The sequence below is a fragment of the Phaeovulum molybdatiresistens genome (genome assembly GCF_023544865.1).
Classification (GTDB): Bacteria; Pseudomonadota; Alphaproteobacteria; order Rhodobacterales; family Rhodobacteraceae; genus Pontitalea.
Window position 1 is genome coordinate 22,569 of record NZ_JAMJFX010000013.1, and the last position, 13,970, is coordinate 36,538.

A 13,970-nucleotide genomic window follows, 5' to 3' on the forward strand; every position below is an offset into this window, starting at 1 on the left:
GCGAAACACGGGTTCCGATGGCTTTGCACGGCGGGGCGCGGCGTTTGGCCCGGCGCCCGCCGCCCGGAAAGACGGCCCGATTTGTGCCGCGGCGTCGATCCGGAATAAAAAACGAAAAAACCGCGCGGTTTGCACCGCGCGGTTTTTTTATGGTGCCCAGGAGAGGACTCGAACCTCCACGCCTTGCGGCACACGGACCTGAACCGTGCGCGTCTACCAATTCCGCCACCTGGGCAGGTGTCGTGAGGGGCGATTTACAGAGCCGCCGTGACAGTGTCAACGGGGGTTGTGCAAGATTTTTTGTGCAGCGATCCGCCACCCCCCCTTTGCCCTTGTTCCGCTTGGGCCTTGGCGCTAATCAGGGGGCGGATTTTCGGGAACGAAAGGCAGTCTGCCATGACGAAGCTGGTCACGATCTACGGCGGTTCGGGGTTTGTCGGGCGCTATATTGCGCGCCGGATGGCGAAAGAGGGTTGGCGCGTCCGCGTCGCCGTGCGCCGCCCGAATGAGGCGCTTTTCGTCAAACCCTATGGCGCGGTCGGCCAGGTGGAACCCGTTCTGTGCAATATCCGTGATGATGCCAGCGTCCGGGCCGCGATGCGCGGCGCGGATGCGGTGGTCAATTGCGTGGGCATCCTGGTCAACGAAGGCCGCAACAAATTTGACGCCGTGCAGGCCGAAGGTGCCGGCCGGGTTGCGCGGATCGCAGCCGAAACCGGCGTGCCGCGGCTTGTGCAGATTTCCGCGATCGGCGCGGATGCCGGGTCCGAAAGCGCCTATGCCCGCACCAAGGCCGATGGCGAAGCCGCCGTGCTGGCCGCCTATCCCGATGCGGTCATCCTGCGCCCGTCAATCATCTTCGGACCCGAGGATGGCTTTTTCAACCGCTTCGCCGGCATGACCCGCTTTGGCCCGATCCTGCCGGTCGTGGGCGCCGGGACGCGGTTCCAGCCGGTCTATGTGGACGATGTCGCCCGCGCCGCCGTTGCCGGCGTTCTGGGCACCGCCAGCCCCGGCATCTATGAACTGGGCGGCCCGGATGTGCGCAGCTTCCGCGATCTGATGGCGGACATGCTGAAGGTCATCAACCGTCGCCGGCTGGTGATCAATACCCCGTTCTTCGCGGCCTCGATCATTGGCGGCCTGTTCGATTTCATCCAGTTCATCACCGGCGGTCTTGTCACAAACCGGGTGCTGACCCGCGATCAGGTGAAAAACCTGCGGACCGACAACGTCGTGGCCGAAGGTGCCCGTGGCTTTGCCGATCTGGGCATCACGCCCACGCCGATGGCGGCGGTTCTGCCCGACTATCTGTGGCGGTTCCGCCCCAGCGGGCAATATGACGCAATCCATGCCTCGGCCAAGAACCTGCGCAAGCCGTCCTGAATGGAACAGGCCACGCTTGTCGCGGCGCTTCTGGGTTTTCTTGAAGGGCTGACCGAGTTCATTCCCGTGTCTTCGACCGGGCACGTTCTGCTGGCCGGGCATTTCCTGGGGTTTGAAAGCACCGGGCGCGCCTTTGAGGTGGTGATCCAGCTGGGCGCCATTCTCGCGATCCTAGGGGTCTATGCCAAACGCCTGATCGAGGTGTTCGGCGCCGCCCCCCGCGACCCCGCCGCCCGGCGTTTCATCCTGTCGGTTCTGCTGGCCTTCCTGCCGTCTGTCGTGATCGGGGTGATGGCACATGGCTTCATCAAGACGGTGCTGTTTGAAACCCCGGTCCTGATCGCGGTGATGCTGATCATTGGCGGGCTGATCCTGCTGATGGTTGACCGGATGAACCTGACCGTCACCGAAGATGATGCGATGCGCCTGCCGCTTGGCACGGCCTTCAGGATCGGTCTGTGCCAATGCCTTGCGATGGTGCCGGGGGTTTCGCGGTCCGGTGCGACGATCGTTGGCGCGATGGCCTTTGGTGTATCCAAGCGCGCCGCGGCCGAGTTTTCCTTTTTCCTGTCGATGCCGACGATGGCCGGCGCCTTTGCCTATGACCTGTACAAGAATCGCGACGTTCTATCCGCAGACGATCTGAATCTGATCGCTGTGGGCTTCGTCACCGCCTTTGTTGCCGCGGTTTTCGTGGTGCGTGGGCTCTTGGCCTTCGTGTCACGGCACGGCTACGCGCCCTTCGGATGGTGGCGAATCATCGTTGGTAGCGTCGTTCTGATTGCCCTGGCGGTATAAAGGTAAAAATAACTGACCTATTTTTTGAGAATTTTTTGGCCTAGCGGATCCTGTAACGAAAAATTCCGACATTTAGGTCAGCACTACTGACTTTTAATCGGATCAGCGCCGATGTAGCACTGCCCCACCAGAATGGAGGGCGCAGCCATGGCTCAGCAACGCATGCTCAAATTCGTCTCGACTCCGAAGGAAATGCCGGAGAAGCGGGATGCCACCCAGCGCGCCCATGATTTCCAAGAAATCTACCGCGAATTCGCCGATGCCAAGGCCGCCGAACAGGCCAGCCGCTGCAGCCAGTGCGGCGTGCCCTATTGCCAGGCGCATTGCCCGCTGCACAACAACATCCCCGACTGGCTGCGCCTGACTGCCGAGGGCCGCCTGCAAGAGGCCTATGAAATCAGCCAGGCCACCAACACCTTCCCGGAAATCTGCGGTCGCATCTGCCCGCAGGACCGCCTGTGCGAAGGCAATTGCGTGATCGAACAATCCGGCCACGGCACGGTGACGATCGGCGCGGTGGAAAAATACATCACCGATACCGCCTGGGACATGGGCTGGGTGCAGCCGATCAAGCCCGCGACGGAACGGGCCGAAAGCGTCGGCATTATTGGCGCGGGGCCCGGGGGCCTTGCGGCGGCGGACGTGCTGCGCCGGGCCGGGGTGCAGGTCACGGTCTACGACCGCTACGACCGCGCGGGCGGGCTGCTGACCTATGGCATCCCCGGCTTCAAGCTGGAAAAGGATGTGGTTATGAACCGCATCGGCCAGCTGGAACAGGGCGGTGTCCAGTTCGTGCTGAACTGCAACGTGGGCACCGACATCTCCTTTGACGCGATCCGTGGCAAGCATGACGCGGTGCTGATCGCCACCGGCGTCTACAAGACCCGCGAATTGACCGATCCGGGGGCGGATGCCGCCGGCATCGTTCGGGCGATCGACTATCTGACCGCCTCGAACCGCAAAAGCTTTGGCGATGACGTGCCCGAATTCGACGATGGCACGCTGAACGCCGCGGGCAAGCGCGTGGTGGTGATCGGCGGCGGCGACACGGCGATGGATTGCGTGCGCACCGCGATCCGCCAAGGGGCGACCAGCGTGAAGTGCCTGTATCGCCGCGACCGCGCCAACATGCCCGGCAGCCAACGCGAGGTGCAGAATGCCGAGGAAGAAGGCGTCGAATTCGTCTGGATGGCCGCGCCCAAGGGCTTTGTCGGAAACCCGGTCACGGGGGTTCAGGTGCAAAAGATGCGCCTTGGCGCCCCCGATGCGACCGGCCGCCAGGCCCCCGAGGTGATCGAAGGCGCCGACTATCTGGAAGACGCCGATCTGGTGATCAAGGCGCTTGGGTTTGAACCCGAACACCTGCCCAAACTGTGGAACACCGACGGGCTGGAGGTCACCCGCTGGGGCACCGTCCGCGCCGATTTCGGCACCCATGCCACAAGCCTGCCGGGCGTCTATGCCGTGGGCGACATCGTGCGCGGCGCAAGCCTTGTGGTCTGGGCGATCCGCGACGGGCGCGAAGCGGGGGCCTCGATCCTGGCGTTCCTGGGCCAGCCCGCGATGGTCGCCGCGGAATAGCGTCACCTGAACATGTGCCTTGCGGGGCCCCGTGACCCGCTTTTCTGGAAGGATCGCAAGATGTTGGGCTTTCGCACCCTGGCGGCAATGATGGGCGGGCTTCTGGCCGCCCTGCCCGCGCATGGCGCGACCTTCACCCCGCCGCCGGGCTGCACGCTTCTGGTGACGGTGCAATATCGCCAATGCACGGTCGCCAATCACTATAGCTGCGCCAGCGACACCCCCGGCGACCGCTGGATCGCCTATGCCGACGGGCAGGGCCTGTTCTTTACCAGCCGCATCGACACCGAAACCCGCTGGATGGAATCGATCAGCCATGCCACCGGCGAGGTTGACTGGCTGAACGAAGGCGGATCGGCGGATCACGCATCCTTCAGCGCGCTTCTGGCGACGGGGCGGGACGATTATGATTTCGTCACCGACAGCAACACCGGCGCGCAGACCCGCTATCGCGGCTTTGACCGGCTGACCGGTGAGAGCGTGACGATCGACGGTGTCCCGCTGGAACGCTGCGAATTCGACCTGAGCGCCTTTGACGCGGCCGGCAATTTCCTGTCGCGCCGCACGGGGATGCAATTCATCAACCGCGACATGCGCCTGTTCCTGTCCGATAGCGAAACCATTGAAAACGCGGTCGGCGACCGCGTGACCACGACCCAGCCGCCCGTCCTGTTCGCCTTCCCGGGCGATGAAGGTTTCGGCGCGGCAGAACCGATCCTTGATTGCGACGCGCTGATGACCGGCACGCCCGCCCGCCCTGTAAGACCCATCCTGTAGGAGGCACTTATGACGAAATACGACGAAACCTGGGTTGCCGCCGAAGAAGCCAAGCGCAAATGGATGGCGGAAAACAGCCTCTACAAAGAGGATGACGAACATGCCTCGTGCGGGGTGGGGCTGGTGGTGTCGATCGACGGCAAGCCCAGCCGCAAGGTCGTGGAAAACGGCATTGATGCGCTGAAGGCGGTCTGGCACCGCGGCGCGGTGGATGCCGACGGCAAGACCGGCGACGGCGCGGGCATCCATGTCCAGATCCCGGTGCCCTTCTTCTACGATCAGGTCCGCCGCACCGGCCATGAACCCGACCTGACCAAGCGCATCGCCGTGGGCCAGATCTTTTTGCCGCGCACCGATTTCGCCGCGCAGGAACGCTGCCGCACCATCGTGGAAACCGAAGTGCTGCGGATGGGTCATTACATCTATGGCTGGCGGCATGTGCCGGTGGATACATCCGTTCTGGGCGACAAGGCCAATGCCACGCGTCCCGAAATCGAACAGATCCTGATCCGCTGCGAAAAGGACATCGATGAGGAAACGTTCGAGCGCGAGCTGTATATCATCCGCCGCCGCATCGAAAAGGCGGCCATCGCCGCGCAGATCGCGGGCCTTTACTTCTGTTCGCTGTCCTGTCGCAGCATCATCTACAAGGGCATGATGTTGGCCGAACAGGTCGCGGTCTTCTACCCCGACCTGATGGATGCGCGCTTCGAATCCGCCTTTGCGATCTATCACCAGCGCTATTCCACCAACACCTTCCCGCAGTGGTGGCTGGCGCAGCCCTTCCGCATGCTGGCCCATAATGGTGAGATCAACACGCTCAAGGGCAACGTCAACTGGATGAAAAGCCACGAAATCCGCATGGCCTCGGCCGCCTTTGGCGAGATGGCGGACGAGATCAAGCCGATCATCCCGTCAGGCACGTCCGATTCCGGCGCGCTGGATGCGGTGTTTGAGGTGATGGTGCGGTCGGGCCGCAGCGCACCGATGACCAAGACGATGCTGGTGCCCGAAGCCTGGTCCAAGGCCACGACCGACATGCCCAAGGCCTGGCAGGACATGTATGCCTATTGCAACGCGGTGATGGAACCCTGGGACGGCCCCGCCGCGCTGGCGATGACCGATGGCCGCTGGGTCTGCGGCGGGCTGGACCGAAACGGCCTGCGCCCAATGCGCTATGTCGTGACCGGCGACGGCCTGCTGATCGCGGGGTCCGAGGTCGGCATGGTGCCGGTGGATGAGGCGACGGTGCGCGAAAAGGGCGCCCTTGGCCCGGGCCAGATGATCGCCGTCGACATGCGCGAGGGCAAACTTTTCCACGACACCGCGATCAAGGACCGGCTGGCCAACAGCCAGCCCTTTGGCGACTGGGTGTCCAAGGTCGTCAACCTTAGCCCGCCGCTGGACGAACTGCCCGAAACCGCGATGTTTTCGGGCGCGGAATTGCGCAAGCGCCAGATCGCCGCGGGCTATTCGGTCGAGGAACTGGAACAGGTCCTGGCCCCCATGGCCGAGGATGCGAAAGAGGCCATCGCCTCGATGGGCGATGACACGCCGCCCGCGGTCCTGTCGCGGCAATATCGCCCGCTAAGCCATTTCTTCCGCCAGAACTTCAGCCAGGTCACCAACCCGCCGATCGACAGCTTGCGCGAAACCCGCGTGATGAGCCTGAAGACGCGGTTCGGCAATCTCAAGAACGTGCTGGATGAGGACAGCAGCCAGACCGAAATCCTGGTTCTGGAAAGCCCCTTCGTCGCCAATGCCGAATTCGACGAGATGCTGAAATATTTCGGCGCCAATGTCAGCATGATCGACTGCACCTTCCCCGCAGGGGCCGATCAGGAAGCGCTGCGCGAGGGGCTGGAACGCATCCGGGCCGAGGCCGAGGATGCCGTGCGGTCCGGTGCCGGCCATCTGGTGCTGACCGATCAGCATCAGGGCGCGGATCGGGTGGCGATGCCGATGATCCTGGCGACCAGTGCGGTCCACAGCTGGCTGACCCGCAAGGGGCTGCGGACGTTCTGCTCACTTAACGTGCGGTCGGCGGAATGCATCGACGCGCATTATTTCGCGGTAATGATCGGCTGTGGCGCGACCACGGTGAACCCCTATCTGGCGCAGGATTCGATCGCCGACCGGATCGAACGCGGTCTGCTGGAGGGCAGCCTGGTCGAGGCCATCCGCCGTTACCGCGAGGCGATCGACGCGGGCCTTTTGAAGATCATGGCCAAGATGGGGATTTCGGTGCTGTCGTCCTATCGCGGCGGCCTGAACTTTGAGGCCGTGGGCCTGTCGCGCGCGATGGTGGCGGAATATTTCCCCGGCATGCACAGCCGCATTTCCGGCATCGGCCTGCACGGCATCCAGCACAAGCTGGAAGAGGTTCACGCCAAGGGCTGGAAAGGCGGGCAAGACGTGCTGCCGATCGGCGGCTTCTACAAGGCGCGCCGCACCGGCGAAAAGCACGCCTGGGAAGCGCAGACGATGCACATGCTGCAATCGGCCTGCGACCGCGCCAGCTATGACCTGTGGAAACAATATTCCGCCGCGATGCGGGCCAACCCGCCGATCCACATCCGCGACCTGCTGGACATCAAGTCGCTGGGCAAACCCGTGCCGATCGAGGAGGTGGAGAGCATCACCTCGATCCGCAAGCGGTTCGTGACGCCGGGCATGTCGCTTGGGGCCCTGTCGCCCGAGGCGCATATGACGCTGAACATCGCCATGAACCGCATCGGCGCGAAATCCGACAGCGGCGAGGGTGGCGAGGATCCCGCGCACCACATGCCGCTGCCCAATGGCGACAACCCCAGCGCCAAGATCAAGCAGGTCGCCTCGGGCCGGTTCGGCGTGACGGCGGAATATCTGAACGCCTGCGAGGAACTGGAGATCAAGGTGGCCCAGGGCGCCAAGCCCGGCGAGGGTGGCCAGCTGCCCGGCATGAAGGTGACCGAGCTGATCGCCCGGCTGCGCCATTCGACCAAGGGTGTGACGCTGATCTCGCCCCCGCCGCACCACGATATCTATTCCATCGAAGACCTCGCGCAGCTGATCTATGACCTGAAACAGATCAACCCGCGCGCCAAGGTGACGGTCAAGCTGGTGGCGTCTTCGGGCGTGGGCACGATCGCGGCCGGGGTGGCCAAGGCCAAGGCCGACATCATCCTGATTTCCGGCCACAACGGCGGCACCGGGGCCAGCCCCGCCACGTCCATCAAATATGCGGGCCTGCCCTGGGAAATGGGCCTGACCGAGGCGCATCAGGTTCTGGCAATGAACAACCTGCGTGAACGCGTCACCCTGCGGACCGATGGTGGCCTGCGCACCGGGCGCGACATCGTGATGGCGGCGATGATGGGGGCCGAGGAATTCGGCATCGGCACCGCCGCGCTGATCGCGATGGGCTGTATCATGGTGCGCCAGTGCCAGGCGAACACCTGCCCGGTGGGCGTCTGCACGCAGGATCCGGCCCTGCGCGCGCGCTTCAGCGGCAGCGCCGACAAGGTGGTGAACCTGATCACCTTCTACGCGCAAGAGGTGCGGGAAATCCTCGCCTCAATCGGCGCGCGGTCCTTGGATGAGGTGATCGGCCGGGCCGACCTGCTGACCCAGGTCAGCCGCGGGTCCGCGTATCTGGATGATCTGGACCTGAACCCGCTGCTGATCACCGTCGATGGCTGGGACAAGATCGTCTATGATCGGTCCAAGCCCCGCAACTTCGTGCCCGACACGCTGGATGCCGAAATCATCCGCGACGGCGCGCGCTTCTTCGAGGATGGCGAAAAGATGCAGCTGTCCTATGCCGTGCGCAACACCCACCGCACCATCGGCACACGCGCGTCCAGCCATATCGTCAAGCGCTTTGGCATGCGCAACAACCTGCAGCCCGACCATCTGACGGTCAAGCTGACGGGGTCTTGCGGCCAATCGCTGGGTGCCTTTGCCGCGCCGGGGCTGAAGATCGAGGTGTCGGGCGATGCGAACGACTATGTCGGCAAGGGCCTGTCGGGCGGGATGATCGTGGTGCGGCCCCCGATGAATTCGCCGCTGACCGCCTCGGACAACACGATCATCGGAAACACCGTGCTTTACGGGGCGACCGATGGCCATCTGTTCGCGGCGGGCCGTGCGGGCGAGCGGTTTGCCGTGCGCAATTCGGGCGCGAAGGTCGTGGTCGAGGGCTGTGGCACCAACGGTTGCGAATACATGACCGGCGGTGTGGCGGTGATCCTGGGCCGGATAGGCGCGAACTTTGGCGCGGGCATGACCGGGGGCATGGCCTATCTGTATGATCCCGAAGGCGTTGCCTTGGATTACATGAACCTGGAAAGCTTGGTGACCTGTGCGGTGTCGCATCCGCATTGGGAAGCACAGTTGAAGGGCCTGATCGAACGTCACGCGGCCGAAACCGGCAGCCGCAAGGCCGCCGAGATCGTGCAGAACTGGCAGGCCGAGCGCGGCAATTTCCTGCAGGTCTGCCCCAAGGAGATGCTGATCCACCTGCCCCACCCGCTTAGCGCCGAGGCCGAACGCGCCATCCCGGCCGAGTGACGCGGCACCAAAGACTGTCAAGGGGCGGGGCCAATGGTCCCGCCCCTCTGCATTATCCCAAAGATACACCGACCATCCAAAAGGTTAATATTTCCCTTTGCCGGGCCAGACTTCCGTGGCAGCATGTTTGGTGGGGAAATGTAAGCGGGCGGTAATTATGGCGATTTTTCAGGATCAGTTCTATTTGTTGGACCCGGCCAATCCCCCACCCGCCGGAACCACGCTTTCCGTTCTGTTCCTGACAATCGATGACAACAACAACAACCTTCTGAACACGACCCCATCGGACAACGCCTCAAATCGCGATCTGATCGATGGCGTCCGCGTTATAGGGGTTTACGTGAACGATACGATCACGGTCGAGGTGGACGGCGAAACGCAGACCATCACGGGCGTGACCTTTCATCTGGCGGACGGGCGGCGGCTTTTCACGCCCATTGACGGGTCAAAACTGAACCCTGCGGTCTTTGTCAGCTCCACCTCTGTGCCGAATTCGACACAGATTTCCCCAGACGCACTTGGCATTCCCTGCTTCACCGCGGGCACGTTGATCGACACGCCCGAAGGGCGAAAGCCGGTGGAATGGCTGCGCCCGGGCGATCTGGTCAGCACGCGCGATCATGGCGCGCAACCCCTGCGCTGGGTCGGCAAGCGAAAGGTTGACGCCTGGCGCGACCACGCCCCCATCCGTTTTGAACCCGGCGCCATCGACAACCCCGAGGCTATCGAGGTTTCCCCGCAGCACCGCATGCTGTTGTGCGGCTGGCGGGCCGAAATCCATCTGGGCGCGCCAGAGGTGCTGATTGCGGCCAAGCATCTGATCAACGGCCACAGCGTCCGCCGCGCGCCGCGCGCGAACGTGACCTATGTCCACCTGCTGCTGGACCGACACGAAATCCTGACCGCCAATGGCGCCGCCAGCGAAAGCTTTTTCCCCGGCGACACCATCCTTGAATCCGATCCCGCGCTGCGGGCCGAACTGGTCGCCATTGGCGCGTTGATGGCAGATGGCCGCGCGGCACCGCACTGGCGGCTCGCGCGGCCGCTTGCTCATGGGTCGCTCGCACAGCTTCTGTCGGCTTGACCATCGCGGCGGCGCGTGACTTATGGCGGCATGGCGCGCAAGAAGTCCTTGAAGAAAACGGCTGCAAAGCCCGGCCTGCCGGCGCTTCTCTGGCGGCGACCCAAGGCTTGGGCGCTGCGCTGGGGGCTGCGCGTGCTGGTCGGGGTTGCGGCGGTCTATCTGGCGCTGGTCGTGCTTTACACCGTGGTCAACCCGCCCACCACGCTGACCATCTGGTCCGAGGCGCGGCGCCTTGGCGGGGTTGACCGGCAATGGACCCCGCTAGAAGACATCGCCCCCGTCATGGCCCGTTCGGTCGTGGCGGCCGAGGATGCGAATTTCTGTCGCCACTGGGGCTTTGACATGCGCGCGATCCGGCTGGCGCTGGATGAAGGCGCGAACCGCGGCGCGTCAACGCTGACGCAGCAGGTGGTGAAGAATGTCTTCCTGTGGCAGGGCCGCAGCTGGCTGCGCAAGGCGATGGAGGCGGCCCTGACCCCGGCGGTCGAGGCAGTCTGGTCCAAGCGGCGCATCCTTGAGGTTTATCTGAACGTCGCGGAATTCGACGAAGGCGTCTTTGGCGTGAATGCCGCGGCCTTCCGCTATTTCCGCACCACGCCCGACAAGCTGACGGCGCGACAGGCGGCGCTGCTGGCGGCTGTACTGCCCAACCCCAAGGAACGCAGCGCGGCCAAGCCCTCGGCCTTTGTGTCGCGCCGCGCGCAGTCGATCGAGGATGGGGCAGCGACCATCCGCAGGGACGGGCGCGCAGATTGCTTTGAATGACCGAACGGGCGCCCTGCCCCGTGGCCTGACCCAAACCATTTGAAATATGCGGGAAAACTGGTCGGAGCGAGAGGATTCGAACCTCCGACCCCCTGCTCCCGAAGCAGGTGCGCTACCAGGCTGCGCTACGCTCCGACCGTGTGGGCGGGGGTTACCGCTTCGCAGCGGCTTTTGCAAGCGGCTTTTGCAGCATGACAGGCCACAAGACACATGCAGCCGCATCCGCTTGCGAAACCGGGCCACCCCCGCGAAGATTGGCGGGCTTTGGAGGGCGGGATGAATCAGGCGTTGCTGCAGTTTCTGGGTGGAATCGGGCTGTTCCTTTTCGGGATGGAGGTGATGACCGTTTCCCTGCGCGAAATCGCCTCGGGCAGCCTGCGCCGGATGCTGGCGCGCTTTACCGAAACCCCGCTGAAAGGCACGATCACCGGCGCGGCGGCCACGGTCGTGGTGCAAAGTTCCACCGCCATCACGCTGACGACGATCGGCTTTGTCGGCGCCGGGCTGATCGGCTTTTCGCAAGCCTTGGGCGTGTTGTTCGGTGCCAATATCGGCACAACGGTGACCGGCTGGATCGTGATGCTGGTGGGCTTCAAGCTGAAGCTGGGCCTTGCCGCCCTGCCCGGCCTGTTCGTGGCCAGCCTGATGGCCGTGCTGGGCAATGGCCGCATCGAACGCGCGGGCCGTGTTCTGGCGGGGCTCAGCCTGCTGTTCATCGGGCTGGACATGATGCAGGGCGCGATGGTGGGGCTAGAGGGGCGGCTGACACCCGACATGCTGCCCGGCGATGGCTGGCTTGGCCGGCTGGCGCTGGTGGGGATCGGGATCGTGCTGGTGACGCTGACGCAATCATCATCTGCGGGGACGGCGATGATCCTGGTGATGCTTGGCTCAGGCGCGGTCACTTTCGCGCAAGGCGCCGCGATGATGATCGGGATGAACATCGGCACCACTTTGACAGCGGTGGTCGCGGCCATCGGCGGCGGGCGTGCGATGCGCATGACGGCGCTGGCGAACCTGCTGTTCAACCTGGGCACCGCGCTTCTGGCCTTTCCGTTGCTGGATGCCGCCGCGCCGCTGCTGCATGGCACTGCGCTGGGACGCGATGACCAGACCGCATTGGTGCTGTTTCATACCGGGTTCAACCTTCTGGGAACGTTGGTCTTCCTTCCCCTGACCAGTCGTTTCGCGGCCTTTGTCGAATGGCTGGTGCCGGAACGGCGCGTAGCGCTTGCCGCACCGCTGGACCCGCGGCTGTTGCCGGATGAGGGCGCCGCGATGGATGCCGCGCAAGCGGTGGTTCAGGCAATCGCACGCGCGGTCTTTGCCGCGCTGGCCAGCGCGCTTGGCCCGGCGCGCGATTTTCGCGGTCTTTCGACGCTGGGCGCGCAGGTGCAGCCCGCCTTGGCAGAGCTTGAGGATTATCTGGCCCGGATCCGCGTGCCCCCCGATCGCAAGACCGATCTGGCGCGCTATTCGGCGCTGCTGCACGCATTTGACCACCTGTCGCGCCTGTTGGCCCGTTCGGGGGAACACAACCGCATCGCCACATTAACGGTGGATCACCAGCTGTTGCGGCCCGGGGCGGCGCTTGCGGCATCACTGATCCGCGACCTGCCGGCGGACCGGCGCGAACGTTTGGCCGTGCTGATCACCAACCGCGCCAAGCGGCATCGTCGCGGGGTTCTGTTGCGCGAACATGCCGGGCTTATCCCGGTGTCGGACCTGTTTCCCCTGACCGATGCGATCCGCTGGCTGGAACGTGTGGCCCACCATGCCGCCCGCGTCACCCTTTACGCCGAAAAGGCCCTGCATAAATGACAAAGGCCCGCGCGTGATGCGCGGGCCTTTGACCGGATGTGTCGCGGATCAGAGGCTGGCGTCCAGCGCCGCGATGATCTTGTCGCCCATCTCTGTGGTCGAAACGGGCACACCGCCTTCGGGGCCCATCAGATCGGCGGTGCGGGCGCCATCGGCCAGAACCTTTTCCACGGCCTTTTCAACGCGGGTGGCTTCGTCGCCCAAGTCGAAGGAATACCGCAGCGCCATCGCGAAGGACAGAATGCAGGCGATCGGGTTGGCCTTGCCCTGGCCCGCGATGTCGGGGGCAGACCCGTGCACGGGTTCATACAGCGCCTTCGGGCGACCGTTGGCCATCGGCGCGCCAAGGCTGGCCGAGGGCAGCATGCCAAGGCTGCCGGTCAGCATCGCGGCCAGGTCCGACAGCAAATCGCCGAACAGGTTGTCGGTCACGATCACGTCGAACTGCTTGGGCCAGCGGGTCAGCTGCATCGCGCCCGCATCGGCATACATGTGCGACAATTCCACATCCGGGTATTCGGTATCGTGGACCTTCTGCACCACCTCGCGCCACAGGATGCCGGATTCCATCACATTGGCCTTCTCCATCGAGCAGACCTTGTTGCCGCGCTTGCTGGCCAGTTCAAACGCCGAGCGGGCGACGCGGGCGATTTCGCTTTCGGTGTAGCGCTGGGTGTTGATGCCCACGCGTTCATTGCCCTCGGTGAAGATACCGCGCGGTTCGCCGAAATAGACGCCCGAGGTCAGTTCGCGCACGATCATGATATCAAGACCCGCGACCACGTCCTTTTTCAGCGAGGAAAAATCGGCCAGCGCGTCAAAGCACTGCGCAGGGCGCAGGTTGGCATACAGGTCCATTTCCTTGCGCAGGCGCAGCAGGCCGCGTTCGGGCTTCACGCTGAAATCGAGGTTGTCGTATTTCGGGCCGCCCACGGCGCCCAGCAGGACCGCATCCACCGCCTGAGCCTTGGCCATCGTGTCATCATGCAGCGGCGTGCCATGCGCATCATAGGCGCAGCCGCCCACCAGATCTTCGGACACGTCAAAGGTGATGCCGCGCTTGGCGTCGAACCAGCCGATGATCTTTTTCACCTCGGCCATGACTTCGGGGCCGATGCCGTCACCGGCGAGGATAAGGAGGGAGGGGTTCGCCATGGGGATCTCCGGTCAAATGGGGTCGCAAGCGGCGTAGCCAAAGGGGGACGCG

9 protein-coding genes and 2 tRNA genes are annotated in these 13,970 nt (G+C 64.1%); 8 read left to right on the plus strand and 3 right to left on the minus strand.

Features of this window, described 5'->3' with window-relative positions; genetic code table 11:
* Positions 1-150: 150 nt before the first annotated feature.
* Positions 151-235 (minus strand) — tRNA-Leu (locus MXB90_RS10365).
* Positions 236-396: 161 nt separating this feature from the next.
* Here MXB90_RS10365 and MXB90_RS10370 point away from each other — a divergent pair.
* The 7 genes from MXB90_RS10370 (at position 397) to mtgA (ending at position 10,942) form a co-directional block, all read left to right on the plus strand.
* Positions 397-1,386, plus strand: coding sequence for a complex I NDUFA9 subunit family protein (locus MXB90_RS10370; RefSeq protein WP_250044338.1), 990 nt, complete (start codon positions 397-399; stop codon positions 1,384-1,386).
* Complete coding sequence (locus MXB90_RS10375) at positions 1,387-2,184, plus strand: undecaprenyl-diphosphate phosphatase (RefSeq protein WP_250044340.1); 798 nt, start codon at positions 1,387-1,389, stop codon at positions 2,182-2,184. It abuts the gene before it with no gap.
* A gap of 147 nt (positions 2,185-2,331) precedes the next feature.
* Positions 2,332-3,765 carry an NAD(P)-dependent oxidoreductase gene (locus tag MXB90_RS10380; RefSeq protein ID WP_250044343.1) on the plus strand — a complete coding sequence of 478 codons (1,434 nt, stop codon included), beginning with the start codon at positions 2,332-2,334 and terminating at the stop codon, positions 3,763-3,765.
* A gap of 60 nt (positions 3,766-3,825) precedes the next feature.
* Positions 3,826-4,542: a hypothetical protein gene (locus tag MXB90_RS10385; RefSeq protein WP_250044347.1), complete on the plus strand. Its 717-nt coding sequence runs from the start codon at positions 3,826-3,828 to the stop codon at positions 4,540-4,542.
* A gap of 9 nt (positions 4,543-4,551) precedes the next feature.
* On the plus strand, positions 4,552-9,093 hold the full coding sequence (gene gltB, locus MXB90_RS10390; protein WP_250044349.1) for a glutamate synthase large subunit: 4,542 nt from the start codon (positions 4,552-4,554) through the stop codon (positions 9,091-9,093).
* 157 nt (positions 9,094-9,250) lie between these two features.
* On the plus strand, positions 9,251-10,177 hold the full coding sequence (locus tag MXB90_RS10395) for a Hint domain-containing protein (protein WP_250044351.1): 927 nt from the start codon (positions 9,251-9,253) through the stop codon (positions 10,175-10,177).
* Positions 10,178-10,207: 30 nt separating this feature from the next.
* Positions 10,208-10,942, plus strand: a complete 735-nt coding sequence (gene mtgA / locus MXB90_RS10400) for a monofunctional biosynthetic peptidoglycan transglycosylase (RefSeq protein WP_250044354.1) — start codon at positions 10,208-10,210, stop codon at positions 10,940-10,942.
* Positions 10,943-11,000: 58 nt separating this feature from the next.
* Here the strand turns inward: mtgA and MXB90_RS10405 are convergent.
* Positions 11,001-11,077 (minus strand) — tRNA-Pro (locus MXB90_RS10405).
* A 141-nt stretch (positions 11,078-11,218) separates the two neighbouring features.
* On the opposite strand from MXB90_RS10405, the gene MXB90_RS10410 reads away from it, so the two are divergent.
* Complete coding sequence (locus MXB90_RS10410; protein ID WP_250044357.1) at positions 11,219-12,763, plus strand: Na/Pi cotransporter family protein; 1,545 nt, start codon at positions 11,219-11,221, stop codon at positions 12,761-12,763.
* A gap of 48 nt (positions 12,764-12,811) precedes the next feature.
* On the opposite strand, the gene leuB is transcribed toward MXB90_RS10410, so the two are convergent.
* Positions 12,812-13,918: a 3-isopropylmalate dehydrogenase gene (leuB, locus tag MXB90_RS10415; RefSeq protein WP_250044362.1), complete on the minus strand. Its 1,107-nt coding sequence runs from the start codon at positions 13,916-13,918 to the stop codon at positions 12,812-12,814.
* Positions 13,919-13,970 lie beyond the last annotated feature (52 nt).

What these genes read in the sequence shown, in the direction of transcription:
- MXB90_RS10370 (WP_250044338.1), top strand. Translation starts at nt 397, where the DNA reads ATGACGAAGCTGGTCACGATCTACGGCGGTTCGGGGTTTGTCGGGCGC.
- MXB90_RS10375 (WP_250044340.1), top strand. Translation starts at nt 1,387, where the DNA reads ATGGAACAGGCCACGCTTGTCGCGGCGCTTCTGGGTTTTCTTGAAGGG.
- MXB90_RS10380 (WP_250044343.1), top strand. Translation starts at nt 2,332, where the DNA reads ATGGCTCAGCAACGCATGCTCAAATTCGTCTCGACTCCGAAGGAAATG.
- MXB90_RS10385 (WP_250044347.1), top strand. Translation starts at nt 3,826, where the DNA reads ATGTTGGGCTTTCGCACCCTGGCGGCAATGATGGGCGGGCTTCTGGCC.
- gltB (WP_250044349.1), top strand. Translation starts at nt 4,552, where the DNA reads ATGACGAAATACGACGAAACCTGGGTTGCCGCCGAAGAAGCCAAGCGC.
- MXB90_RS10395 (WP_250044351.1), top strand. Translation starts at nt 9,251, where the DNA reads ATGGCGATTTTTCAGGATCAGTTCTATTTGTTGGACCCGGCCAATCCC.
- mtgA (WP_250044354.1), top strand. Translation starts at nt 10,208, where the DNA reads ATGGCGCGCAAGAAGTCCTTGAAGAAAACGGCTGCAAAGCCCGGCCTG.
- MXB90_RS10410 (WP_250044357.1), top strand. Translation starts at nt 11,219, where the DNA reads ATGAATCAGGCGTTGCTGCAGTTTCTGGGTGGAATCGGGCTGTTCCTT.
- leuB (WP_250044362.1), bottom strand. Translation starts at nt 13,918, where the DNA reads ATGGCGAACCCCTCCCTCCTTATCCTCGCCGGTGACGGCATCGGCCCC.